Origin of the sequence: Achromobacter sp. E1 (assembly GCF_037039475.1) — a bacterium.
Lineage (GTDB): Bacteria > Pseudomonadota > Gammaproteobacteria > Burkholderiales > Burkholderiaceae_B > Achromobacter > Achromobacter mucicolens.
The window spans coordinates 793,428-816,962 of record NZ_CP146253.1 but is presented as its reverse complement, the minus strand read 5'-3'; the positions used below and the strand labels follow the sequence as shown (position 1 = coordinate 816,962).

The 23,535-nt window shown below is 64.8% G+C and carries 19 protein-coding genes, 1 tRNA gene and 2 pseudogenes; 11 read left to right on the top strand and 11 right to left on the bottom strand.

Features of this window, described 5'->3' with window-relative positions; translation table 11 throughout:
* Positions 1–7 precede the first annotated feature (7 nt).
* The 6 genes from V6V88_RS03700 to V6V88_RS03675 are packed head-to-tail and all read left to right on the top strand — an operon-like array spanning position 8 to position 8,333.
* Positions 8–2,083: a hydantoinase/oxoprolinase family protein gene (locus V6V88_RS03700; protein WP_338617918.1), complete on the top strand. Its 2,076-nt coding sequence runs from the start codon at positions 8–10 to the stop codon at positions 2,081–2,083.
* 11 nt (positions 2,084–2,094) lie between these two features.
* Positions 2,095–3,831, top strand: a complete 1,737-nt coding sequence (locus V6V88_RS03695) for a hydantoinase B/oxoprolinase family protein (protein WP_054481932.1) — start codon at positions 2,095–2,097, stop codon at positions 3,829–3,831.
* Positions 3,828–5,531 carry a thiamine pyrophosphate-dependent enzyme gene (locus tag V6V88_RS03690; protein WP_054481931.1) on the top strand — a complete coding sequence of 568 codons (1,704 nt, stop codon included), beginning with the start codon at positions 3,828–3,830 and terminating at the stop codon, positions 5,529–5,531. Before V6V88_RS03695 ends, V6V88_RS03690 begins: the two co-directional genes overlap by 4 nt.
* On the top strand, positions 5,528–5,824 hold the full coding sequence (locus tag V6V88_RS03685) for a (2Fe-2S)-binding protein (RefSeq protein ID WP_082401429.1): 297 nt from the start codon (positions 5,528–5,530) through the stop codon (positions 5,822–5,824). The genes V6V88_RS03690 and V6V88_RS03685 overlap by 4 nt, the downstream gene beginning before the upstream one ends.
* Positions 5,821–7,209, top strand: coding sequence for an FAD-dependent oxidoreductase (locus V6V88_RS03680; RefSeq protein ID WP_227741352.1), 1,389 nt, complete (start codon positions 5,821–5,823; stop codon positions 7,207–7,209). Before V6V88_RS03685 ends, V6V88_RS03680 begins: the two co-directional genes overlap by 4 nt.
* Positions 7,206–8,333: an FAD-binding oxidoreductase gene (locus V6V88_RS03675; protein WP_152383408.1), complete on the top strand. Its 1,128-nt coding sequence runs from the start codon at positions 7,206–7,208 to the stop codon at positions 8,331–8,333. Before V6V88_RS03680 ends, V6V88_RS03675 begins: the two co-directional genes overlap by 4 nt.
* Positions 8,334–8,590: 257 nt before the next feature.
* Here V6V88_RS03675 and V6V88_RS03670 read toward each other — a convergent pair.
* The 5 genes and pseudogenes from V6V88_RS03670 to V6V88_RS03650 form a co-directional block, all read right to left on the bottom strand.
* Positions 8,591–8,725 (bottom strand): annotated as a pseudogene (locus V6V88_RS03670) (tripartite tricarboxylate transporter substrate binding protein); the annotation flags it as partial.
* 63 nt (positions 8,726–8,788) lie between these two features.
* Positions 8,789–9,031, bottom strand: a pseudogene (locus tag V6V88_RS03665) (helix-turn-helix domain-containing protein); the annotation flags it as partial.
* Positions 9,032–9,564: 533 nt separating this feature from the next.
* Positions 9,565–10,800, bottom strand: coding sequence for a ParB/RepB/Spo0J family partition protein (locus V6V88_RS03660; RefSeq protein ID WP_152383407.1), 1,236 nt, complete (start codon positions 10,798–10,800; stop codon positions 9,565–9,567).
* Positions 10,797–11,546 carry a ParA family protein gene (locus tag V6V88_RS03655; protein ID WP_152383406.1) on the bottom strand — a complete coding sequence of 250 codons (750 nt, stop codon included), beginning with the start codon at positions 11,544–11,546 and terminating at the stop codon, positions 10,797–10,799. Before V6V88_RS03655 ends, V6V88_RS03660 begins: the two co-directional genes overlap by 4 nt.
* 96 nt (positions 11,547–11,642) lie before the next feature.
* On the bottom strand, positions 11,643–11,885 hold the full coding sequence (locus tag V6V88_RS03650; protein ID WP_152383405.1) for a hypothetical protein: 243 nt from the start codon (positions 11,883–11,885) through the stop codon (positions 11,643–11,645).
* Positions 11,886–11,956: 71 nt separating this feature from the next.
* Here V6V88_RS03650 and V6V88_RS03645 point away from each other — a divergent pair, with 71 nt between their 5' ends.
* The 5 genes from V6V88_RS03645 to V6V88_RS03625 all read left to right on the top strand — a co-directional run bounded on the left by V6V88_RS03645 (position 11,957) and on the right by V6V88_RS03625 (position 16,116).
* A complete protein-coding gene (locus V6V88_RS03645; protein ID WP_152383404.1) occupies positions 11,957–12,382 on the top strand; it encodes a hypothetical protein in 426 nt (141 codons plus the stop codon).
* 898 nt (positions 12,383–13,280) lie between these two features.
* A complete protein-coding gene (locus V6V88_RS03640) occupies positions 13,281–13,427 on the top strand; it encodes a hypothetical protein (protein WP_175157260.1) in 147 nt (48 codons plus the stop codon).
* Positions 13,424–14,701, top strand: a complete 1,278-nt coding sequence (locus tag V6V88_RS03635) for a DUF1173 family protein (RefSeq protein WP_152383403.1) — start codon at positions 13,424–13,426, stop codon at positions 14,699–14,701. Before V6V88_RS03640 ends, V6V88_RS03635 begins: the two co-directional genes overlap by 4 nt.
* A gap of 114 nt (positions 14,702–14,815) precedes the next feature.
* The gene (locus V6V88_RS03630; protein WP_227741350.1) at positions 14,816–15,175 is read left to right on the top strand and encodes a hypothetical protein; all 360 of its coding nucleotides are present in this window, start codon (positions 14,816–14,818) and stop codon (positions 15,173–15,175) included.
* Entirely contained in the window at positions 15,172–16,116 is a 945-nt protein-coding gene (locus V6V88_RS03625; RefSeq protein ID WP_227741349.1) for a site-specific integrase, read from the top strand. The genes V6V88_RS03630 and V6V88_RS03625 overlap by 4 nt, the downstream gene beginning before the upstream one ends.
* A 24-nt stretch (positions 16,117–16,140) precedes the next feature.
* Here V6V88_RS03625 and V6V88_RS03620 read toward each other — a convergent pair.
* From V6V88_RS03620 to mnmD, 6 genes are all read right to left on the bottom strand, one after another.
* Positions 16,141–16,216: transfer RNA gene (locus V6V88_RS03620), tRNA-Lys, on the bottom strand.
* A gap of 131 nt (positions 16,217–16,347) precedes the next feature.
* Positions 16,348–17,145: a MetQ/NlpA family ABC transporter substrate-binding protein gene (locus tag V6V88_RS03615; RefSeq protein ID WP_056320831.1), complete on the bottom strand. Its 798-nt coding sequence runs from the start codon at positions 17,143–17,145 to the stop codon at positions 16,348–16,350.
* A 45-nt stretch (positions 17,146–17,190) separates the two neighbouring features.
* Positions 17,191–17,844: a methionine ABC transporter permease gene (locus V6V88_RS03610; RefSeq protein WP_062841659.1), complete on the bottom strand. Its 654-nt coding sequence runs from the start codon at positions 17,842–17,844 to the stop codon at positions 17,191–17,193.
* Positions 17,801–18,889, bottom strand: coding sequence for an ATP-binding cassette domain-containing protein (locus V6V88_RS03605; RefSeq protein ID WP_062841658.1), 1,089 nt, complete (start codon positions 18,887–18,889; stop codon positions 17,801–17,803). The genes V6V88_RS03610 and V6V88_RS03605 overlap by 44 nt, the downstream gene beginning before the upstream one ends.
* A gap of 224 nt (positions 18,890–19,113) precedes the next feature.
* On the bottom strand, positions 19,114–21,339 hold the full coding sequence (locus V6V88_RS03600) for a TIM-barrel domain-containing protein (RefSeq protein ID WP_338617894.1): 2,226 nt from the start codon (positions 21,337–21,339) through the stop codon (positions 19,114–19,116).
* Between the two features lie 268 nt (positions 21,340–21,607).
* Positions 21,608–23,479: a tRNA (5-methylaminomethyl-2-thiouridine)(34)-methyltransferase MnmD gene (gene mnmD / locus V6V88_RS03595; RefSeq protein WP_338617891.1), complete on the bottom strand. Its 1,872-nt coding sequence runs from the start codon at positions 23,477–23,479 to the stop codon at positions 21,608–21,610.
* Between the last annotated feature and the right edge of the window lie 56 nt (positions 23,480–23,535).

Below are 23,535 nucleotides of genomic sequence, written 5' to 3'. Positions count from 1 at the left end.
ACCCGCGTTGACCCACTCCGCATCCCCCACCGGCGAGCGCCGTTTCCGCGTCGGATTCGACGTGGGCGGCACCTTCACTGATTTCACCCTACTGGCCGAACACAGCGGCGCGTTATCCTACTTCAAGGTGCCTTCGACGCCGCACGACCCGTCCGAGGCCATCCAGAGCGGTCTCGCCCATCTGATGCGCGAGCACGGGATCGCCGGCGACGAACTGGTCCACGTGGGCCACGGCACAACGGTGGCCACCAATATGGTGATCGAGCGCCGCGGTTCGCGCTGCGCCCTGGTCACCACGCGCGGCTTTCGCGACGTGCTGGAGATCGGCCGCCAAACCCGCCCGCATCTGTACGACTACAACGTCATCAAGCCGGCGCCGCTGGCGCCGCGCGAATGGCGCTTCGAGATCGGCGAACGCATGGCGGCGGACGGCTCCGTGCTGCAGGCGCTGAACGAGGACGAAGTCGTCGCGGTCGCGCGCCAACTGGCCGACGCGCGGGTCGAAGCGGTGGCCATCTGCTTTATGCACAGCTATCGCAACGACGCCCACGAGCGCCGCACGCGCGAAATCCTGGCCGAATATCTTCCCGATGCCTACCTCAGCGTTTCCAGCGAAATACTGCCAGAGTTCCGCGAGTATGAGCGCATGTCGACCACGGCCCTGAACGCCTACGTGGGCCCGCGCATGGCGTCATACATGCGCAACCTGGTCGACTCGGTGCAGGCCATGGGGGTGCGCGTGCCTCCCACGACCGTGCATTCCAACGGGGGCCTGATGTCGGTGGAGTCGGTGCTGACCGCGCCGGTGCGAACCTGCGTGTCCGGGCCCGCTGCCGGCGTCATCGGCGCGGCCGAGCTCGGGCAGGCCGCCGGCTTTCACAACCTGATCACCTTCGACGTCGGCGGCACCAGCACGGACGTGTCGCTGGTGGCCGAGCTGCAGCCGCTGTTCACTTCCAGCCGCCTGGTGGCGGATTATCCCGTCAAGACCCTTATGGTCGACGTACACGTCATTGGCGCGGGCGGCGGCAGCATCGCGCGCATCGACGACGCCGGCGCGTTGAAGGTGGGCCCGCAAAGCGCCGGCGCGGTGCCCGGCCCGATCGCCTACAACCGGGGCGGCACGACCGTCACCCTGACGGACGCGCACGTCGTGCTGGGCCGCCTGAATCCCGTGGCGCTGCTTGAAGGCCGCATGGCTGTGCATGCGGAGCGCGCACGCGCCGCGCTTCAGGAACAAGTGGCCGACCCGTTGGGCATCAGCATCGAAGAAGCGGCCTACGGCATCCTGCGAATCGCCAACTCGAACATGGCCCGGGCCGTGCGCGCGGTTTCGACCGAACGCGGCCATGACATCCGCAAGTTCGCGCTGTGCGCCTTCGGCGGCGCGGGCGGCCTGCACGCGGCCGAGCTGGCGCGCGACTGCGGCATCGGCACGCTACTGATTCCGCAGGAGCCCGGCACCATGTGCGCGCGCGGCATCCTGCTGTCGGACATATCCATGGACTTCGTCCAGACGCTGATGGCCAATGCGAACGAACAGGGCTGGCTGGCGGTGCAGCAGGCGCTGGACGCGCTGGGCGGCAAAGCCCGCGCGTGGCTGACGGGCGAAGGCGTGGACGATTCCGCCCAGCGCCTATCGGCGGTCATCGACGCGCGCTACCAGGGCCAGAATTTCGAGATCCCCGTGCCGCTGGACGGCATGCGCCTGATGCCGCTCACCGACTTCGTGGCGGCTTTCAGCGCGGCCCATATCCGCGAGTACGGCTACGACGCGACCGGCCGCGCGGTCGAGATCGTCAACTGCCGCGCGCGGGCAGTGGGTCTGGTGCCGCGCGCGCCGATCGCGCGCGTGCCTGGCGGCGCCAGCCTCGCGGGCGCGATCAAGGAGCGCCGGGCCGTGTACTTCGAAGGCGCCGGATGGACCGACACGCCCATCTATCGCCGCGCCCTGCTTCCGGCAGGCGTCCCCATCGACGGCCCCGCCGTCATCGAGGAGATGAGTTCAACCACCGTGATCCTGCCGGACCAGCAAGCGCGCGTGGACGACTACGGCAACCTCGTCGTCAACCTCAACCCCTAAGGCAACCCGACATGACCACTGCACCGACTGCCGCCGCCGACACCGACGCGTTCGATCCCATCGAAATGGAGGTCTTCAGCAACCGCCTGCTGTCCATCACCGAAGAAATGGGCAACACGCTGATCCGCTCCTCGTTTTCCAGCAACATCAAGGAGCGCAAGGACTGCTCCGTGGCGCTGTTCGACGCCGCCGGCCGGCTGGTGGCGCAGGCTGCCCACGTGCCGGTGCACCTGGGCTCGCTGTCGGGCGGCATCGACGCCGTGCTGCGCCGCTACGGCGCGGCCGGCATCCGTCCCGGCGACGCTTTTCTGTGCAACGACGCCTACCTGGCCGGGGGCACCCACGCGCCGGACATTACCGTCGTATCGCCCATCTTCTTCGACGGCGTGTTGCGCTTTTTCGCCGCCAATATTGGCCACCACACCGACGTAGGCGGCGCCGTGCCGGGCTCGACCTCGCACCACCTCAAGACGGTATGGGAGGAAGGCATCCGCCTGCCCGCGATGCGCATCGTGCGGCAGGGCGAGCTGGACCTGGACTTGCTGGAGATGATCGCGCACAACACGCGCGAGCCGGACAACCGCATGCACGACATCCGCGCCCAGATCGCGACCAACGACAAGGGCGCGCGCCTGATGCTGGAGCTGGTCGGCCAATCGGGGCTGGACACCGTGCTATCCGCCATCGACGGCATCCTGCGCTACACCGAACGGCGGCTGCGCAACCGCATCGCCCAGCTTCCGACAGGCAGCGTTTCGTTCACCGAACGCATGGACGATGACGGCATGGGCGGCGACCCGGTGGTGATCCAGGCCAACGTGCAGGCGCGCGACGGCCAACTGCACGTGGACTTCACGGGCACCGGCAAGCAGGCGCGCGGCGCCTTCAACTTGCCGGCCAGCGCGCTGAACGCCAGCGTGTATTTCGCGGTCAAGGCCATGCTCGATCCCGAGCTGATGCCGAATAACGGGCTTTTCCAACCCATCACCATCAGTGCGCCCGAGGGCACGATCACCAATCCGGTGTTTCCCGCCGCCGTGGGCGCGCGCGTGACCACCGCGCAGCGCGTGGCGGGCACCGTGATTGGCGCCCTGGGCCAACTGCTGCCGCCCGGCCGCGGCATGGCTTCGTCCAACGACGTGATGCCCTCCATGCTGTTCTCCGGCCCGATGCGCGACGGCAAAGGCACCTTCGTTTATCTTGAAACGCTGGGCGGCGGCGCGGGCGGGCGCGCCCGGGGCGACGGCATGGACGGTATCCAGGTCAACGTCACCAATACGTCCAACCTGCCCGCCGAGGCGCTGGAAATCGAATACCCCCTACTGGTCGACGAGTACGCCCTGGTGAACGATACGGGCGGCGCGGGCAAATACCGGGGCGGCATGGGCATTGCGCGCCAGATCCGCTCGCTGCACGATCAACTGGCCTGCACCATCCGCTGCGACGCGGCGCTGTTCGGCGCAGCCGGCCTCGATGGCGGCCTGACGGGCGGCACCTCGCGCCTCATCCAGAACCCGGGCCGCGCCGACGAGCAGCGGCTGCCCAACAAGATTTCGGGCCACCCTCTGCCGGCGGGCTTCACGGTCCGCCTGGAGACGCCCGGCGGAGGCGGCTACGGGATTCCCGCGGAGCGCGACCTTGCCGATATCCGCCGCGACGTCGTTGGCGGCAAGGTGAGCCGCGCCGCCGCGGAGCGCGACTATGGACCCGAGCGTGTGGCGCGCGCCCTTGAACAGGAAGGCGCATGACCCGTCCCGAATCAGCCGAGCCCCGCAGCGGCGGCGAGGCCCTCATCGCACAGTTGCAGGCCTTTGGCGTGCGGCGCGTCTTCATGGTGCCCGGCGAGAGCTTCCTGCCCTGCATCGACGCCCTGTACGCGCGGCGCGATGCAATCGAATCTATCGTCTGCCGCCAGGAAGGCGGTGCGGCCTATATGGCCGAGGCACACGGCAAGCTGACCGGCCAGCCCGGCATCTGCTTTGTATCGCGCGGCCCCGGCGCCACCAACGCGGCCATCGGCGTGCACACCGCCCGCGAAGACTCCACGCCCATGATCCTCTTCATCGGCCAGGTCGGCGGCGACACCGCCGACCGCCAGTGCTTCCAGGAAGTGGACTACCGCGCCATGTACGCGCCGCTGGCGAAATGGGTGGCGCAGATCGAGCGCGCCGACCGCATCCCGGAATATCTGGCGCGCGCCTGGACCACCGCCACCAGCGGACGTCCCGGCCCCGTGGTGCTGGCGCTGCCCGAGGACATGCTGGCCCGCCTGACCCGAGCGCCGCTGGCCGCGCCGCCCGCGACACCGCAGGCCTGCCCCACGCCCAACGATATGCAGCGCCTGCAGCGGATGATCGAGTCCGCCGCCCGGCCGTTGCTGCTGCTGGGAGGTTCGCGCTGGTCCGATGCGGCGCGCGGGGCGGTACGCGACTTTGCCCTGCGCTTTGACCTGCCGGTCGCCACCGCCTGGAGACGGCTGGAGCTGTTCGACAACAACCATCCGAACTTCGTCGGGCAGGTCAGCGCCAGCATGCCCGCGCACCAGAAGCGCGTCGTCACGGACAGCGACCTCGTCATCGCGCTGGGCACGCGCCTGTGCGAACCGACCACCATCAATTACGAATGGCTCGCCTCGCCCACGCCGCGGCAGACCTTGGTGCACATCCACGCCGACGCCAACGAGATCGGGCGGCTTTGCACGCCGGCGCTCGGCATCGTTGCCAGCGTGGCTGGCTTTGCCCAGGCCGCGGCGGCTCTCGCGCCCACGCCGGGCTGGCGGCCAGCGCGCAGCGGCGCGCACGCCGCGGGTTCGGCGCCCGTGCTGCTGCCGACCCCCGGCCCGCTCGACCTGAATGCGGCCGCCGGCCATGTCGCGGCTTCCCTGCCCGCGCGCGCCTGCGTCACCGTGGGCGCGGGCAACTACGCGCTCTATGCGCACCGGCACATCGCCTTCAAGGGCCTTGCCAGCCAGCTTGCGCCGGCCGTGGGCGCCATGGGCTACGGCCTGCCGGCGGCCATCGCGGCCAAGCTGCATGACCGCGACGCCCCGGTCATCTGCTTTGCCGGCGACGGATGCTTCCAGATGACCATGCAGGAAGTCGCCACCGCCGTGCAGCATCGGCTGGGCATCGTCATCCTGGTGTTCAACAACGGGCTTTACGGCACCATCCGGCTGCATCAGGAGCGGGCCTATCCTGGCCGCGCATTGGCCACGACCCTGGTCAATCCCGACTTCGCCCAGCTCGCGCAAAGCTATGGCGCCTTCGGCCACCGCGTCACAACCACCGAGGAATTTGCGCCGGCCTATGACGCCGCGCTGGCCCACGCCCGTGAGCACCAACTGCCCGCGATTCTGGATCTGGTGTACGACGCCGACATCATCCTGCCCGACCGCACGCTGTCGCAGATGCACGCTGACAGGGCATGCGCCCCGGAGCCGCGCGCATGACACCGCTGCTGCGCCGTGCCGCGCCGCAGGCCGGTTCCGCCCTGCACCTGACCTGGAACGGCCAGCCGATAGCCGCCCAGCACGGCGACACCGTGCTGACGGCGCTGCTGCTGGCCGGCGACCGGCTGCGAACCACACTGGGCACGGGCGCGCCGCGCGCGGGTTTCTGCCTGATGGGCGCTTGCCAGGACTGCTGGGTACAGCGCATCGACGGCCAGCGCCTGCGCGCCTGCTCCACCTTGGCCGAAGATGGCATGGAACTGCTCGACGCCCTGCCCGGAGCGTGCCCATGAACATGCCTCCCATGTCCGATGCGCCGCCGAGCGTGGTGGTGGTGGGCGCAGGACCCGCCGGCGTGCGCGCCGCACAAACGCTGCTGCGCCACGGAGTGCGGCCCGTCGTCATCGACGAGGCCGCGCTGCCCGGCGGCCAGATCTATCGCCAAAGCCCCGTCCCGCGCGGCACCGCACGCCAGCGGTACGGCTTCGAACATCAGCGCGCGGCCCGCATCCACGAGGCAGGCGCCCAATTGCGCCAGCAGGCCGACTACCGCGCAAACACCGCCGTGTGGAACACCGCGCCCGGCCACCTAGATCTCGTTACGCAAGACGGCGACTTGGATGAACTGCCCTACTCCCAACTGCTGATAGCCACCGGCGCCACCGACCGCGTTCTGCCCTTTCCCGGCTGGACCCTGCCTGGCGTCTTTTCGCTGGGCGGCGCCCAAATTGCGCTGAAGGGCCAGCATTGCCTGCTGGGGCCGCGCATCGTCTTCGCGGGCACCGGGCCCTTGCTGTATCTCGTCGCCTATCAATACGCGCGTGCCGGGGGCCAGGTGCAGGCCGTGCTCGATAGCGCGCCGCTGGCTGGCCAGGCACGCGCCCTGCCCGCGCTGCTGAATCAGGTGGGCACGCTGGCCAAGGGCTTGTATTACCTGGGATGGCTGCGCGCGCACGGCGTACCCGTGCACCATTCGGCAAGCCTTATCTCGGCCCGGGGCGAGACCCGCATCGAAAGCGCGCGCGCGCGCATCGTCGACGCCGAACGCCACATTGCCTGTGACGCGCTGGCAGTCGGCCACGGCCTGCGCGCCGAAACCCAACTGGCCGACCTGCTCGACTGCGATTTCGATTTCCACGCCGCCCAGCGCGCCTGGCTGCCGCGACGCGACGCCGACGGCCGCAGCTCGATCGCCGGCGTCTACCTGGCGGGCGACGGCGCGGGCATCGGCGGCGCCGCACTGGCCGAACTGGCCGGCGAACGCAGCGCGCTTGCCATGCTGGCCGACAGCGGCATCCGCGTCGACCCCAAGCGCCTGCGTTGGCTGGCGCGCCGGCAGGCCGCGCTGACGCGCTTTCGGCATGGTCTGGACCGTGCGTTCCCGCTGCCGGCCGCAGGCTCCGGCTGCGACGACAGCGTCATCGTCTGCCGCTGCGAGGAAGTGCGGGCGGGAGCGCTGCGCGCCGCCGCCGCGCAATATGCCATCGATGACCTCAACCGCCTGAAAGCCCTGACGCGCATCGGAATGGGCTTGTGCCAGGGCCGCCTGTGCCAGAGCGGCGCCGCCGAATTGCTGGCCGACTGCCGGAAAATCCCCCTGGCGGCCGTCGGCCGCCTGCGAGGACAGGCGCCCGTCAAACCCCTGCCGTTCGCAAGCTTTGACAAGAACCCGTCATGACACTGCTGCATACCGACGTCGCCATCATCGGCGCGGGCCTGGTCGGCGCCAGCGCCGCCTTGGCGCTACAGCGCGCTGGCGTCTCCACCCTGCTGATCGAACGCGACTTGTGCGGCGCGCGCGCCAGCGGCGTCAACTTCGGCGGCGTGCGCCGCCAGGGCCGCAACCTTGAACAGCTACACCTCGCCCAGCGCGCCCACGGCATCTGGGCACGGCTACCGGCGCTGATCGGTACCGACGCCGAATACGTGCGCACCGGTCATCTGAAACTTGCCCGATCGCAAGCGGACCTGGACAAACTCGTCGCCTATCGCGACAAGGTGCGCGACCTTGACCTGGGCCTGGAGATTCTGGACCGCGCCGCCCTGCGCCGGCGCTTTCCCGCGCTGGCGCCCGACATCGTCGGCGGCTCACTTTGCCCCGAAGACGGCCAGGCCAATCCTCGCCTGGTCGCGCCCGCCTTCGCCCACGCCGCGGCGCGCGCGGGCGCCCAACTGCTTGAGCACTGCGCCATCGCCCACGTCGACACCATGGCAAGCGACTTCCTGCTGACGGCCACGGACGGGCGCCGCATTCGCGCCGCCACGGTGATCAACGCCGCCGGCGCATGGGGCGCTGTCGTGGCCGGCTGGTTTGGCGACGTCCTGCCCTTGCAGGTCAAGTACCCCACCCTGCTCGTCACCGAACCGCTCACACCGCAGATCGGCGTGTCGCTGGGCGTCGAAGGTGGAGGCTTCTACGCCAGGCAGGTGGCGCGCGGCAATGTCGTCATGGGAGGCGGTTATGGCCATGCCTTGCCCGGCGATCGCAGCCGCCCAGGTCCCGCGGCCCTGGCCGATCTCGGCCGCACCGGCCCGGCCATTCTGCCCGCCCTCGCCCGCGCCAACATCATCCGCTGCTGGTCGGGAATAGAAGGCTATTTCCCCGACAAGAATCCCGTCATCGGCTTCAGCGCCAAGGTGCCGAGGCTGCTGCACGCCTTCGGGTTTTCGGGGGGAGGCTTTCAGATTGCGCCTGCGGTGGGCGAAGTCCTTGCACAAGCGGCCCAGGGACAGTGCAGCCTGAAGATGGCGGAGCGATTTTCAGTCAGTAGATGGAACGGATATCAAGCCTTAGGGAATTAGGCGCTTGCCGGCGGTTCCAATCGGCTCTGGCAATGTCGGAAGAATACTCATTGGATCGAACAAAGCCTTGATGCGCCGTTCAAATGCGAAAGCCTGAGTGAGTTTGTCCATGACTGCTACAGGGGATTCAAAATGGCACCCAAGCATCGATCACCATGGAATACCTGTTAATGAGGCCCCGGGCAAAAGGCACTCGCAGGTAGCCATGTGAGCCCCGCAATTCTCATTCTCCCTTTGTCTAACGATCGTTCAGAACTTCAGGATTTTCCGCAATCCGGACGGGGTTTGGCGAATTCCCGAGCGATGGCTTGCTTAATCTTATCCACCATGGCAGTCGGCATGTCATTGGGCGCCGGCGATCCGAACCACGCCACGGCCGAAAGTCTGGGCATCCCTGCCTCTGGGGCCGTCGGCACATTCGGCAACGCCGCCCTGAGTTCTGGGCTAGTGACGAACGCGAAAGCAGCGACTCGGTCGTAAGAGCCCGTATAGCCTAGAGAGCAAGAATCCTGGTGCGGCTCCAAAAGCGAGCGTCGCTGCTTGCGTGTGCGGTTAGCCTCGACCTTGAGCCACGACGAGTGCAGATAGCGTCTCACCGAGGTGCGCGATATGCCAAGTCGCTTGGCAATCTCTCGTAAAGAGCCATGATCGCGCAAATGCCAACGGCGAGTAATGCTGAGAAGACCCACGTCGATCACTCCTGTGTCCCACACGCGTACCGAGCAGGATGGTGTTCACGAGGTTGTTCGGACTTACATGCAAATCAAACGTAAAGGTGGTTCAACTCTGCGTGCAAATCAAAACCTAGCTCGTCTCAAAACTACCCGCGACATTACGCTTGGAACTAGGCAAAACTTTAGGCAGTTGACGCACGCGCCGTTTACGCGATGTCACTATGCGCAGTTGCAGCTGGGCGAATCGAATTCGCTTTGGATGCCAGAGAATCTGCGCCGAGAGGTGGGAGGCAGACCGACCGCTCTGGGTCGAGGTTGTGTGAAAACTCACCGTGCTGAGGGTCATGTCGGAAGTTGGCCTCTCAGATCAACTCAGGATCGACGATCGGAGTTGAGGGAAGGGTTTGAACACCCTCGAAAACAAGTCCATCACGAGTTTTCACACAGCCTCGGTCGTTATCGGCCCGACATACCTCAGCGGATCTGGGAATTAATTTTGGCCAAAGACTTTTCCATCGGATGGCTCCTCTTTCGGTGTTTAGCGGCTAAACGATACATCAGGCGTCGCACAGTGCCGGACGCCAAAGCGCAACCAGGGCCTTGAACTGCGCATGTACCTCGGTCCCCAGGGTATCGGGATACGCGCGTGTTTGGCGGATCAGGCCAATCACGACGAGCATGTCATCGGCTATCTCAGCGTCCACGCTCCAGATATCGGTCAGGTCGAAGCCACCGCACCTGGTCGCGTTCCACCACGAAAGCAGAAAGTCCGCCACCCGTTTGCTTTGGCCAGTATCACGCTGTGCGATGTTGATGAGGCGTGCCAGGGCATCAGTCCCTTTCTTTTGAAGCACCGGGTTTGCGCCTTCCCGTCGATGCTGCTCGAGGCGATCCATGCTTCGTTGGACTTCCGGGCCAACCGTGGGCGGTAGTTCGCCATTTTCGGGTGGGGTGCTTGGTTCTTTTGCATGGAACACATGGGTCGAACATTCCGCCACTACGGCGCGGGCTGTCGTCTCATCACGTGATGACTGTGGCGTCTCCTCCGCCAGTGCGTCTGACGACGCTCGCTTCGCACCTCCGGCTTTCCGAATCGCCTTCACCGCCGACCGCGTAGGCTTGGCCTCATTCGCGCTCAACAGATCTGCGACGGCCTCCGGTTGCTCACGGTGCGCGACGGCCAGTTCATTGGCGAGCGTCACATCAGTCACCTTCCCCGCCGCAACCGCTTCGGCGACGGGTTCGGGCAGCGTGAGTAGACCTGCATGATGGCTTACCCAGGCTTTCGATTTACCGAGCTGACGCGCTAAGTCGGCCCGGGACCAACCAGCTGACAGCTTGCCGCCGATAAAGTCCGCAATTTCCCGCGCGGTTAGGTTCTCGCGCTGCACGTTCTCCACGACCTGATCGAAGTCATCGAAATCCGGATCTTCGAACCCCGGCACCGAAGTCATCTCAGCGACCTTCGCTGCACGGAATCGGCGGTGACCGTGATTGATAATGAAATGTCCGGGAATTGTTGGATGCGGTCGCAACGACAAAGGAGACTTGATGGCACGCTTACCCTTGCGCTCTTGGCGTTTGAACGACGCAGCTAGCTCTGCGATGCTCTCCACGCTGTATCCCGGATTGTTTTTGCCGCGGGAGTTCTTTTCATCTTCGTGGATGAGACTAATGTCATAGGAGCCGGGTTCGCGCGCCTGGGGCGGCGCGCCGTCTAGCAGCGACGCCAAATCGCCCAGGCCGGCCAAGTCCAGGCCGCCGGCATCACCGTGTTTAGCGGCTAAACTCATTTCGCCACTCCCATCGTTTGCAGGACGTGATTGCCGAGGGCGCGCATCTCCGCGCCTGCTGCCCGTGCCGTTGTCTTCCTGCTCTTCCAGACGGGTTCGCCCGCAGCCAGTGCCTCTGCGACGCTAGTGCGCAGACCCACCACAACTGGGGCCAGAAGTTTGCCGTGCGCAGCTTGTACCTCGGCAAGATGTTTGACCTGACGCGGGTTACGGCGGTCAACCCGGTTCGGCACAATACCCAGGAAGTGCAGCTTCGGGTTGTGCTGCTTGGCCCCGACGATCACGCGCATCATGTCTTTGATGCCCTCGATGCTGTAGTCCTCCATCTCGACTGGACTGATCACCGCATCCGCGGTGCGCAGTGCAGTAATGGTGGCGATGCCGATGCTGGCGGGCGTGTCGATCACGCAGAGATCAAAGCCCCGCGTTTCAAATTCGCGCAGGTTTACCTGGAAATTTCGAAGTGCTCGCTCGAGGGGCATGTAGATGACGTTGGCCAGAAGCCGATCTGCGTGCAGCAGGGCAATAGGGCCTGGGGCGTCGCGAACGACCGGCATCTCATCGAGAAACAGTGCGCTCGCCGGTACCTCCAAGCGGTGCTGACGCATGGTCTTGGAGAGGTTCCCGGTGTCCAGGTCCACTACGAGTGTCTTGAGCCCCCGTTCGGCGGCGTGAAACGCAATGTGGATGGCATCAGCGGTCTTGCCGACACCACCTTTGTTCTGTGCGATTACAACAGTTCTCATGTTTGCCATTCCTCTGTCCTTGTGAGGTACGGATGCACAGCAGCCAACGCGAGACTCCGTGTTTAGCTGCTAAACACCGAAGATCATCGGCCGTCCCTACGGTTTTTTAGCGGGAACAGCGGAAGTTTGATTGGATCGGTCGCGGGGGACGTCTATGGCAGCGAAGTAGTCAGCCAGGGCCTGAACCGTCTGGACTCCTGGATTCTTCACCTCGCCGTAGCGGATCTTACGGAGATTGCTCAGCGACACGTGCGTCGCGTCGGCGACTACGCCGAGTTCGTTGTACGGGACGGCGCGGAGGCGGGATAACACCCGGTCAAAAAATTGAAGTTCGCTCATGCAAGCGATTCTAACCCGTATTTGGGTTATTTCAACCCACATATATGCACGCCGGCGCGGCATAGTTCCGTATGGCAAAAAAAGCTACAGAACTCGTCGGCACGAACGTCGATCAGCTCATGCGTACGGCTGGTCTATCTAATGCCGCGCTTGAGAAGAAAACGAACGGCCGCCTGACGCGGTCGACGGTTGACCGTGTTCGTCGCGCGCAGGGAAGCGCAGGAGTGGAAAGCGTTGCGGAAATCGCACGGGCTTTTGGTTTGGACCTTTGGCAATTGTTTGTCGAGGACCTGGATCCGGCACATCTGCCGTCGTTAATGACCGAGCCCGTGGCAGGAACCCTGCCCCTCTCAAAGGAAGAGCAAACTTTGTTGGAGTGCTTCCGCACCCTCAATCCTGCATTCCAGCAGCTGATTTTGAACGATATAGAACGTTATTCAGAGGCTGAGCGTCAAACGCTTGCAAAAAAGGGGGAATCCCCCAAGCGACGCGCATAGATTCCCGCAATGGCGGATCGAAACCACGACGGGTGCCACTGTCTACTGGTTGGATATAGGTACAAACGGCAGCTTGCGGCCGAAATTTAGGCCTTTTGTTACCAAATACGAAAACAATGTCCTTTTGTTCGCCCCTAACTCGGCTAGAACACGGCTGCCTTAGTAAACCCATATTTGGGTTGACAACGTTTATTTACGGGTTATCATGTTCGCACACACCCAAATATGGGTTGCCGCTCTTTAACAATACGCACAGAAGTAACGTCCTGCGCCGCCCGAGAGGGCGCCGCAGAAGGGGAGTTGGCTGCGAACACGGAAAGCCCCGGGGACGAAAAGAAGCAGCAAAAATCTAGGGGTCCCGTAGAGGCCCGTGAAGTCCGGCCAGGTGCGGCAAGCATGTGGTTGAAAAAATCTGTTCAGGCGCAGAGCCTGGAAGACCACCTAGATCTCGAGATGAGGCAGGAAGGGATCAACGATCCCGCCTTCCCACCAGCCCTTCGAGTGAAGGGCGCGAGCGCCTAAGCAGAATGTCTATGCCCTCCGTGGCGAGTAACGGCGGGGCGAACACCCGGCCGGGAGAACAACTGGCCTGCGCCGTGCAAGTCGGCAGGAATCCGCCAGCGTCGTGGTATCTCGCTGGCGGCATCCGAATCGGCGTTCAGTAATCGACTGAGAGGTGTTTAGCAGCTAAACGCCTCCGGCTGAGCGCTCCGATTCGGATGTGTACGCTCCAAAGTCGCAGCAAGGCCGATACGCCTTCTGCTGTTTAGCGCCTAAACACGCTGCCATCACTTGCAGGAGGGAGGACGACCCGACCTTACGTCGGCCTCTGCATTCTGGCGACGCGCTCGCGTCTGCATGTGCCCCCCTCATCCGCCATCTCGCACATGAAATCTTGATGAAGCAATTTTTCGTCTGGACGATCGCCGCGTTGATCTTCGCGGCGGGCTACGCGCTCTACCTCATCTATTCCGATGTCAAAGACGTCTGCGCAAAACAGCAATTCGTGAGCACAACGCTTTGTGCCACCTTGGGAGGCAAATGATGGACCGCAAGGTTTACCCGGTGGAAATAACGCTCGGTCCCAACAAACGCCCTTACTCCCCTGAGTTTCAAACGCTGGACGAATACAAGGAGGGTTGGAAGCGAGTCCTGCTGATGGCTCATGGAAAGGCGGACGTGCGCTGCACGTGCCCCGGTGCCGGTGAAAAGCGCCTCTCAATTCACAGCAGGGCCAATTCCGACAGGTTCCATCTCGCCCGCTTTCCAGAGACGGGCGCCGAGCATAGCGAAGACTGTATCTACTACGGCGTCGATCCCAGCATGTCCGGCCTTGGCTCCTATCGCCGCGGTGTCGTGCAGGAGCTGGATGACGGCGCAGTGAAGATCAAGCTCAAGGTTGGGCTGCAACAGCGCGCGGCTGTCGCGCCTGATGAAAGCAACAATGCCGGACTGGCCGAGACGAAGGTCGCCACCCCTCGACCCCGGTCCGGCCAAGCAAGCATGACACTGCTCGGCCTGCTTCATTTCCTCTGGACGCAAGCCGGCCTGAATACGTGGACTCCCGGCATGGAAGGCAAGCGCAACCTCGGCGTGGTTCACCACCACCTGATGCGTATCGCGACATCGACCTATGCAGGCCGCGCTCGACTGTCGCAAAACCTCGTGATTGCCACGCAGCCCGGCTCGGGGCAGCAGGCGGGACACAACAAGGCTAAGAGTCTCGAAGCGATCACACAGCGCCGCCGCCTGGTCATTGTTGCGCCGCTCGCCCAGCATCAGGAAGGAATGGACGGCAGTGAAGTACTGCCTATCGCCGGGTTTCACGGCATACCTTTCATGGCCTTGGACGAAGGCATCTGGGCAGCGCTCGAGCGCCGCTTCGGCCGCGAGATTGACGCTTGGCGCGCTGGAAACCCAATCATCGCGGTTGCGCAAACAGATCCGCCGAAATCCTCGGCGGGCAACATGCGAGCGCAGGTCGTGGACATCGCGCTCATGCAGATCACGCGTGACTGCATCCCGGTCGATTCGGGGTATGAAGTTCTGATCGCTGAGAAGCTCGTTGCGGAGAAGCGCCGATTTGAAAAGCCCCTGCGATTCGACGCAGGCGAAGACGCGGTCTTTCCCGACTTTTGGCTGCGCGACCTGCCTGAGCCGATCCCCCTTGAAGTTTGGGGCATGTCCGGCACGGATTACTTGTCGCGCAAAAAAGAGAAGGCTGCGCACTATGACGAAACATTCGGTGCCGGAGGCTGGTGGTCGTGGAATGCCGCGATCGGTGACCCAGTGCCCGAATTGCCCCCCAAAACCGCCTAGATGCTCCCCGTGAGGTGCCACCATTGCCGCCATGGTTCTGCATGAACTGCTTCCGACAGGCGCGGGCGGATGAGTCGACCCCTCGGGTATGCATCCAATTTAGAGGTGTTCACGATGCTCAATGCACTTTCCGTGCAGACCACGGATGAAAAGGCGCTCACGCTGCATGAAGCCGCTGAACGCCTCAATGTTTCCTACAGCACAATCTTCAGCTATCGCAAGGAACTTGGATTTCAGCTTAGGGCGCGTGGCGCCTGGCGGATCTGGCCTTCGCGCCTTGCTGCATTCTCGGAAAAGAAGAACAATGTCACCCAGCTATCGCTGCGGGTCTTGGGAGAAGCACCATGCCCATCCGCAAAGATGAAACCTCAGGTATCTGGCAAGTTGATATCCGCGTCCCAGGCCTCCCGCGAGTTAGATGCTCTTCTGGAACATCGGACAGGCAAGCCGCGCAGGAATATCACGACAAGTTGAAGGCTGATTTGTGGCGCCAAGCCAAGCTCGGTGAGCAACCCGACCGCTTGTATGAAGAAGCCGCTGTACGGTGCCTTCGACTTTGGGACGGCCTGCGAGACTACGACAGCAAGGTCCGGCACATTGCCTACTGGCGCACGCAGTTCTCTGGACGCGCCATTCGCTCTTTAAAATTCGACGAGATCGCGGACAAGCTGCCCACTCACACGACGCACCGTCATCGGAAACCCACTCCAGTCAGCGCAGCTACGAAGAATCGTTATCTTGCAACGATGCGCCGAATGCTCAAGCTATGCGAGGAGTGGGATTGGATCGACAAGTGTCCCAAGTTCGCCGAGTTCGTCGAGCCCGATAATCGAGTGCGCTGGGAACCAAAGGACGTTATCGGCCGCTTGATTAGCGCCATGACGCTCGAATGGATGCGGGACGTGAGCTTGGTCGCAGTAGCCACCGGTATGCGCGAGGACGAACTGCTCTCGCTCAAGCCAAGCAACGTCGACATGCCGCGCTCCAATGCCTGGGTCATCGCAGAAGAGGCGAAATCCGGTTACGCACGTTCTGTGCCGCTCAACGCGGATGCTCTTGCAGTCCTGCAGCGTCGGATTCCCAAGGCGAAGAAGTACGTCTTCGAGAGGCCGTCGCGCGACGGCCTCGTCCGCAAGATTGGTCAGGTCGATGCGCGCTGTCTTCGCCGCGCTTGCGCAGAAGTTGGCATTGACGACTTTCACTTTCACGACCTACGGCACACCTGGGCCAGCTGGCATGTACAGGCTGGCACGCCGCTCATGGTGCTGAAGGACCTCGGCGGTTGGGAGACACTGGACATGGTGCAGCGATATGCTCACCTGGCCCCGTCTCACCTCGCGCACCATTCGGCCACGGTCGAATTTTGGTCAAAGTCAGAACGCCAAGAAAAAACGCCGCTTGTAGAAGCGGCGTAAGTTCTTGATACTGCAAAGTTTTGATGGTGGGTTGTGCGAGACTCGAACTCGCGACCAACGGATTAAAAGTCCGCTGCTCTACCGACTGAGCTAACAACCCGACCGAAGCCCGAAATTATGGCGGATTTCGAAGGGCTTGTCAAAAAATGACACCGTGCCATCCTGCCAGCAAAGCCAGGCAAGCAAACGGCCGCTCGCGGCGGCCGTTTGCGGGTCGTGCGGCGTGCTGGACTACCAGGCAGCCACCACCGCGCCCTTGAACTTGGTTTCGATGAACTGCTTCACTGCCGGGCTGTGATAGATGGAGACCAGCTTGGCGAACTCGGGACGGTCCTTGTCCTTTTCACGCACGACCAGCACGTTGGCGTACGGCGAGTCGGGCGATTCCTGGGCGATGGCATCCTTGGTCGGGTTCAGTCCGGCTTCCAGCGCGAAGTTGGTGTTCACGGCCGAAGCGTCGGTGTCATCCAGCGAGCGCGGCAGTTGGGCGGCGTCCAGTTCGATGAAGCGCAGCTTCTTGGGGTTCTCGACCACATCGATCGGCGTGGCCTTCAGGCCCGCTTCCGGACGCAGCTTGATCAGGCCGTTGGCCTGCAACAGCAACAGCGCGCGGCCGCCGTTGGTCGGGTCGTTCGGCAGCGCGATGCGGGCGCCTTCCTTCAGTTCGGACAGCGATTTGATCTTCTTGCTGTAGATGCCGATCGGGAAGATCACGGTCTTGGCGATGCTGACCAGCTTGTAGCCGCGGTCCGCGTTGGCGTTGTCCAGGTAGGGCTGGTGCTGGTAGCTGTTCAGGTCCAGGTCGCCGGCGGCCAGCGCCACGTTCGGCTGCACGTAGTCCGAGAACTCGATGACTTGCAGGTTCAGGCCCTGCTTGGCGGCTTCGGCCTTGACCACATCAAAGATCTGGGCGTGCGGGCCGGCGGTGACGCCGACCTTCAGCGGCTTGTCCTGAGCCAGCGCGGGCTGGGCGAATACGGCGGCGCCCAAAGCGAACGCGGCCAGCGACTTCAAAACCTTGATGCTCATGTTGCGATATCCCGATATGACGGAAGTAGGAAAAAACGAAGAAGATCAGCGATGCGACATGCGGCGCACGAAGCGGTCGCCCAGGCTCTGGATGGCTTGGACCAGAACGATCAGCACGATCACGACCGCGGCCATGACGTCGGACTGGAAGCGCTGGTAGCCATAGCGGATCGCCAGGTCGCCCAGCCCGCCGCCGCCGATGGCGCCGGCCATGGCCGAATAACCGATCAGGCTGACCACGGTGACGATGGTGGCGGCGATGAGGCCCGGCAGGGCTTCGGGCAGCAGCACCTTCATGATGATCTGCATCGGCGATGCGCCCATGGCGCGCGCCGCGGTGATGAGGCCCGGATCGACCTCGCGCATGGCGTTTTCCGCGATGCGCGCCATGAAGGGAATGGCGGCCACCGACAAAGGCACGATGGCGGCGGTGGTGCCGATGGACGTCTGCGCCACCAGCCGCGTGAACGGGATGATCGCGACCATCAGGATCACGAACGGCACCGAACGGGTCGCGTTGATGATGGCCCCCAACACGTGGTTCACGGGCTGGTTTTCAAGCATGTTGCCGCGTGCGGTCACCGTCAGCGTGACGCCAAGCGGAATGCCGATGATCACCGCGATGGCGCTGGCCACGCCCACCATCAGCAGGGTGTCAAGCAGCGACGTAATAAGCAGGTCGATCAGTTGCGGACTCATGAGCTATTTCTTCAACGGTAATGTCACGGGCGTTCAAGGCGGCAATCCCGTCCTTGAGCGCGGCGGGCGTGCCTTGGGCCAGCACAAACATCGTGCCCACGGCCACGCCCTGGATGTCTTCGACGCGCGCCTGCACCAGCCCGACGTCCAGGCCGAACTGCCGGGTCAGGTCGGACAGGAACGCGCCCGAAGCGTCGGTGCCGGTCAGCGACAGGCGCAACAGGCGCACGGTCTGGCCGGGTTTGGCGGCGGCCAGCGCCTGGATGCGTTCCTTGACGGCGGCCAGCGTGGCGTCGGTCAGTTCCGAGGCGGTGGCGGCCGACACCATGTTGCGGGTCACTTCATGGCGGGGTTGGGCAAAGACCTCGCGGGTGCTGCCGATTTCGACGACCTCGCCCTGCGACAGCACGGCCACGCGATCGCAGACCTCGCGCACGACTTCCATCTGGTGCGTGATCATGACCACGGTCACGCCGGTCTTGCGGTTGATGTCGCGCAGCAACGCCAGGATGTTGTGCGTGGTTTCCGGGTCCAGCGCCGACGTGGCTTCGTCGCTCAGCAGCACATCCGGGTTGTTGGCGAGCGCGCGGGCAATGCCGACGCGCTGCTTCTGGCCGCCACTGATCTGGCTGGGATAACGGTCGCGCAGGTGTTCCAGCCCGACCAGCGCCAGCAGACGCTCCACGCGCGCCGGAATTTCAGCTTTGGACACGCCCGCGATTTCCAGCGGGAGAGCGACGTTGCCGTACACCGTGCGCCGCGACAGCAGGTTGAATCCCTGGAACACCATGCCGATGCGGCGCCGCTGTTCACGCAACTGCGCTTCGGTCAGGCCGGTCAGCGCCTGGCCGCCGATGGAGATGTTGCCCTGGTTGGGACGTTCCAGCAGGTTGATGCACTGGACCAGCGTGCTTTTACCGGCCCCGCTGGGACCGATGATGCCAAAGACCTCGCCCTGCTCAATGTGCAGGTTGATGCCTCGCAGCGCCTGGAATTCCCCATGCGGCGTGGCGTAGGTCTTGGATAGGTTCTCGATGTGAATCATGGCAAGCGATTTTGTATCTTTTCTCTTCTAAAGAGAACGACCGTTTTTTCCATTTTTAATAACTACAAGTAATATCAACTGCCGGCCCGGCGCTGCGGGGCTTCTGGAAAGCCGCGCAAACGCCTCGACAATGGCGATCCAGCAAAGACACAAAGGGCAGCCGGGAAGGAAAGCCTTCCTGACTGCCCTTTCTTTTCGGCGGCCGGCTTGCGGCCGACCCGGGTTCAGCGTGCGCGCGAGATGCGGACTTCCGCGCCGCGGCGCTTCACTTCCAGGCCTTCGGACGGCGAGATCCGCAGCCCTTCCAGGCCCTTGATGTAGCTCGAACCCTGCATCTGCATCACGCGGATCTTGTTGCGCATGACGACCGGGTTATGCACCGGCATGCCGAACATCCAGACCTCGTCCAGGATGCGGGCCGAGTTGAACTCGCCCGTATGCTGCGCGGCCGGACCGAGACAGAGCATGTGACCTTCGCGGCCAAACACCGGGAACTGGCCAAGCTCGCAATCGATGGTCCAGGTAGTGCCGCCCTCGTAGCGATGGCCGGTGTTCAGATCCCACCACGCCTCGCCCTTGGGCAAATACACGCGTACCTGATTGCCCGGTTCGGTGATCGGCGCCACCAGCAGGGCCGGACCCAGCAGGTATTGCAGATCCCATTCGTGGGCGTGCGGATCGTTCGGGAACGACAGCGCCATGGAGCGTTGCACCGGCAGACCGGTGCGGGCCGAGTCCTCGATGGCGCCCAGCACATAGGGCACCAGGCGGTAGCGCCACTGCATCCAGGTCTTGGCGTGGGACAGGGTTTCGTCGCCGAAATCCCAAGGCATCAGCCCTTCCACGCCCTGGAAGGCGAAATTGGCCGAGAACACGCCGGCGGTCAGCCAGCGCAGGTAAAGCTCGGGCGTCATGCCGGCGCGGTCGCGCGCGGCCGAACCAATGTTGTGCACCTGGACGGGCACGCCGCTGGAACCGATCGACAGGGACGTGCGCAGCGTGTGCCGCAGGCCTTCCCAGGTGTTGTCGACCTGCGGACCCACCTGCCACGGCAGGCGCTGGGCCGCCGGGAAGAGGTCCGCGCTGGGCACGACGCCCTCGGGCGGCACCTTCAATCCGGCCACCGCGTCGAACAGCGCGCGGCGCACCAGCAGGGGATACATCGTGCGCAGGGCCGGGCCGGTCTCGCCGTTGCGGGCGGTCACGCCATCGGGGATGGCGATCTGCGCGTCGCAGGCAGGCGCATCCAGACCGTCTTCCACCAATTGGCGGTGGCGCTCGACCCACAGGTTGTAGATGTCGCGATAGGTCAGGTCGAGCAGGCCGTAGGGCTGGCCGGACGTCGCCGCGTTGCCGTCGAACACCTGGGCAGCGCCGTCGTCCTTGGTCAGCAGCCAGCCGCGGTCTTCCAGCTCTTCAAAGAGCGGACTGGTCTTGATGACGCCCGGAAAACCGGAGGCCGCCACATGCACGTTGTGTTTGTGAAAGAGCGCCAGCATCTGCTTGGCGTCGGGAAAGCGTTGGGCATCCCATTCAAAAACCGTCTTGTCCGCCTGGAAGCCCCACGCGATCGGCTGGGCCAGCGTCACGGCATCCACCGGAATCTGGTTTTCGCGCATGCGCGCCACCAGGGCAACCGTCTGCGTGGGCATTTCGCCCGCGGCCTGCTGCAGCCACGCGCCCATGGCCCACAGGACGGGCTGGCCGGCGCGGCCGGTCAGCGCGGTGTATTGATTCAGGATTTCGGCGGGTTCGCCGGCGAACAGGAACAAGTCCAGCACCGCGTCATCGACGGTCAGCACATAGGCCGAGTCCGCCGGCGCGACGCCCACCGAATGTTCCACGCGGCGCATCGTATTGGCATAGACGCCCCAGCCTCGGGGGCTCCAGGCCAGCGGCAGCGCGCGGTGCTCCGGGTCGTCGGAAACCACCGATTCCTCGCGGCGGTTCAGGTCTCCCGGGGTTTCGCCCAGACCGTAGACACGCTCGTCGGCGGCCAACGAGAAACCGGCCGTCCACACGGCGTCGTCGGCCTGGTCCAGCGCGTTATGCCCGAATGCGGGCGTATGCGCGGAAACCTCGGATTCGAAGACGCGGTCTTCATTGCGGTACAGGGCGATGCGAACAGGATTGGCCTGGATCTCCAGGGCGACGTCGCCCTGGGTGATCCGCCAGCCGTCCCCGCCATCGCGAGGCGCGATGGTCGCTTCGCCCACCGCCTCCTGGCGCGCGAGCAGCATTTCGGCCACGGCGCGCGCACGCGCGCCCGGCTTGTCATCATTGAAGTGGTTCGCCTCGCCGCAGCGCAGGCGAAAAACTCCAGGCGCATGCGCCTCGACTACCAGATGCAACCCATCGCCCGCGTCGAAATCGATGCGACTGGGGCGGGACGTCAGCAGCTCGGCATTATCGAGCTGGGTAGTATGGGCAAAGTCGAACTTGGGCGGCACAGAGCATCCCCCGGCTTAAGCCAAAAACCATCAAAAGACGCTATTTTGACGGATTTGAGCTTTGAAATAAACTCGATCCCTCTTTTGGACGGTTATTTCATCCAAAAAAGGGGCATAAAGCCCTTGGCCTGCGTCAGGCGCGCAGATGCCGCCGAGTCGCCGACTTGCCGGCCCGAAAGGTCAATTGCGGCCTATTGGCGCCAAATTCCGGCAATTCTTACAATTCTACGCCAGCCGGGCGTGCCGCCCCGGGCGCATTAATTTTTTTTCATCGTGGTGAAACAAGCTGGGCCAGATCGGTCTCCAGCGGCAGCGGTTCGCCCATCAGACGCGCGGCGATCAGGTCCCCCATCAGCGCCGACCACGACAATCCGCGCGACGCGTAGCCGGCGGCCAGCCACAGACCCGGTGCGTGGGGCAGCTCGCCGACGGCCGGCAGACGGCCCGGGAGGACGGCGCGCCACCCGGCCCAGCCGGGCAGATCGCCCGGAACCAGCGCGTCGAATGCCGGGAAGTGGCCGGCAAGAAGCCCCGCCGCCTTGCCCAATGTGACACGCTGCCCTTCGGCGCCCACCGAGGCCTCGGCGGCGCCATGGACATAGGTGCTGCCGACCACGCAGCCCACGCCAATATCCGGCAGAAGATAGCCTTCGCCGCCGACGATGCACCGCGGGCCGCCGTCCAGGGCCGCCGCGGGGATCAGCGTCACCTCGCCGGCCAGCGCGTGCATCTGGGCGACGCGGGGCAGCGGGTCCAGCAAGCCACTGGCCGCCAGTACCTCGCGTGAACCGGCGGCATTGGCCAGGATCACGGTGTCCGCCCGGGCCAGTTCCGTCCCCGAGGCATCCTGCACCCGCCAGCCCTGCCCTGCGAGCGAGACGCGGTGGGCCCGCCCGGCAATCACCGCAGCCCCGGCCGCGGCCAGCAGCGCCTCGATCAGCAGCCCGGGCTGCACCAACATGCCTTGTGAAAAGAACACGCCGCCCCGCGCCACGGGCAGTCCGGCCAATGCGCCAGCCTCTTCGCGCGTCACCTGGCGCACCCAATCCGCCGGAAATGCCAGCGCTTCCAGGGTGCCCGCCAGCGCCGCCGACCGGCCGGCGTCGCGCTCGACCTGGACGGTGCCGCAGACCCGGGGCGCCGCGCCCCCCGGCAGGCCCTGCCAGCGCGCCAGCGCCCTTTCGCTGCCCGCCCGCGACAGCCGCGCCCGCGCATTGTCGTCGCGCGCCACCACCGGCGTCAGCGCGGCGGCCAGGTGGCCGGCATGGGCCGGTGCGCCCAGCGCGCGCCCCGCGTCCAGCACGGTGACGCGCCACCCGCGCAGCGCCAGCGCGTGGGCGATTCCCGCGCCAGCCAGGCCGGCCCCCACGATCACGGCATGCTGTCCCGACGAGACCGCCGCGGGCTGCGCGGCGGTTCCCGCCTGGCGGACCTGCCCCACGGTCATATGCCATTTGCCCCCGTAACCGGGCGCGCGCCGCACGTCAAAGCCGGCGTCGGCCAGATTGCGGCGCAGTTCGCCGGTGCACGCCCAGGTGGCGACCGTGGCGTCTGGCGCCGCCAGATCCGCCAGGGCGCGCAGCAGCGGCGTCGCCCACATCTGCGGATTGCGCTCGGGTGCAAAGCCATCCAGGAAAAATGCGTCCACCCGCGCGCCCAGCTGGGGGGCCAGCGCCTGCGCGTCGCCAAAGCCCAGTGTCAGCGTGACGGCGCCGTTCTCGAATTCCAGCCGGTGCAAACCCGGCAGCAGCGCCGGCCATTGCGCGGCCAGCGCGCGCGCCATGCCGGCCAGCGGCTCGGGCGCATGGCGCGCCAGCAAAGCGGCCATGTCGTCCCCCGAAAAGGGGTGCGCTTCCATCGAGACGACATGCAGCGCCGCCGGCCGTTGCGGGTCATCGCGCCAGGCCTTCCACAGCGCCAGGAAGTTCAGCCCCAGCCCGAACCCCGTCTCGCAGACGATGAACGCCGCGCGCCCCCGCCAGCGCTCCGGCAGTCCGTTGCCCCGCAGGAAAACGTGCTCGGCCTGGCCCATCGCCCCGGACGGGGAGTGGTAGACGTCCCCATAAACGGCGCTGACCAGCCTGCCGTCGGCGTCGACATCCCCCGTTGCGGGGACCAGCGGAACATAAGTCACAGACATTCAGCCCAAAGATACAAACATGATGAAGCGCGAATTATCCGGCCACATGGCCGTTC

Coding starts and splice junctions, on each gene's coding strand:
- V6V88_RS03605 (WP_062841658.1), bottom strand. CDS start 18,889: ATGATTCACATCGAGAACCTATCCAAGACCTACGCCACGCCGCATGGG.
- V6V88_RS03695 (WP_054481932.1), top strand. CDS start 2,095: ATGACCACTGCACCGACTGCCGCCGCCGACACCGACGCGTTCGATCCC.
- V6V88_RS03615 (WP_056320831.1), bottom strand. CDS start 17,145: ATGAGCATCAAGGTTTTGAAGTCGCTGGCCGCGTTCGCTTTGGGCGCC.
- V6V88_RS03630 (WP_227741350.1), top strand. CDS start 14,816: ATGCTCAATGCACTTTCCGTGCAGACCACGGATGAAAAGGCGCTCACG.
- V6V88_RS03675 (WP_152383408.1), top strand. CDS start 7,206: ATGACACTGCTGCATACCGACGTCGCCATCATCGGCGCGGGCCTGGTC.
- V6V88_RS03690 (WP_054481931.1), top strand. CDS start 3,828: ATGACCCGTCCCGAATCAGCCGAGCCCCGCAGCGGCGGCGAGGCCCTC.
- V6V88_RS03650 (WP_152383405.1), bottom strand. CDS start 11,885: ATGAGCGAACTTCAATTTTTTGACCGGGTGTTATCCCGCCTCCGCGCC.
- V6V88_RS03655 (WP_152383406.1), bottom strand. CDS start 11,546: ATGAGAACTGTTGTAATCGCACAGAACAAAGGTGGTGTCGGCAAGACC.
- V6V88_RS03685 (WP_082401429.1), top strand. CDS start 5,528: ATGACACCGCTGCTGCGCCGTGCCGCGCCGCAGGCCGGTTCCGCCCTG.
- V6V88_RS03635 (WP_152383403.1), top strand. CDS start 13,424: ATGATGGACCGCAAGGTTTACCCGGTGGAAATAACGCTCGGTCCCAAC.
- mnmD (WP_338617891.1), bottom strand. CDS start 23,479: ATGTCTGTGACTTATGTTCCGCTGGTCCCCGCAACGGGGGATGTCGAC.
- V6V88_RS03660 (WP_152383407.1), bottom strand. CDS start 10,800: ATGAGTTTAGCCGCTAAACACGGTGATGCCGGCGGCCTGGACTTGGCC.
- V6V88_RS03640 (WP_175157260.1), top strand. CDS start 13,281: ATGAAGCAATTTTTCGTCTGGACGATCGCCGCGTTGATCTTCGCGGCG.
- V6V88_RS03610 (WP_062841659.1), bottom strand. CDS start 17,844: ATGAGTCCGCAACTGATCGACCTGCTTATTACGTCGCTGCTTGACACC.
- V6V88_RS03645 (WP_152383404.1), top strand. CDS start 11,957: ATGGCAAAAAAAGCTACAGAACTCGTCGGCACGAACGTCGATCAGCTC.
- V6V88_RS03680 (WP_227741352.1), top strand. CDS start 5,821: ATGAACATGCCTCCCATGTCCGATGCGCCGCCGAGCGTGGTGGTGGTG.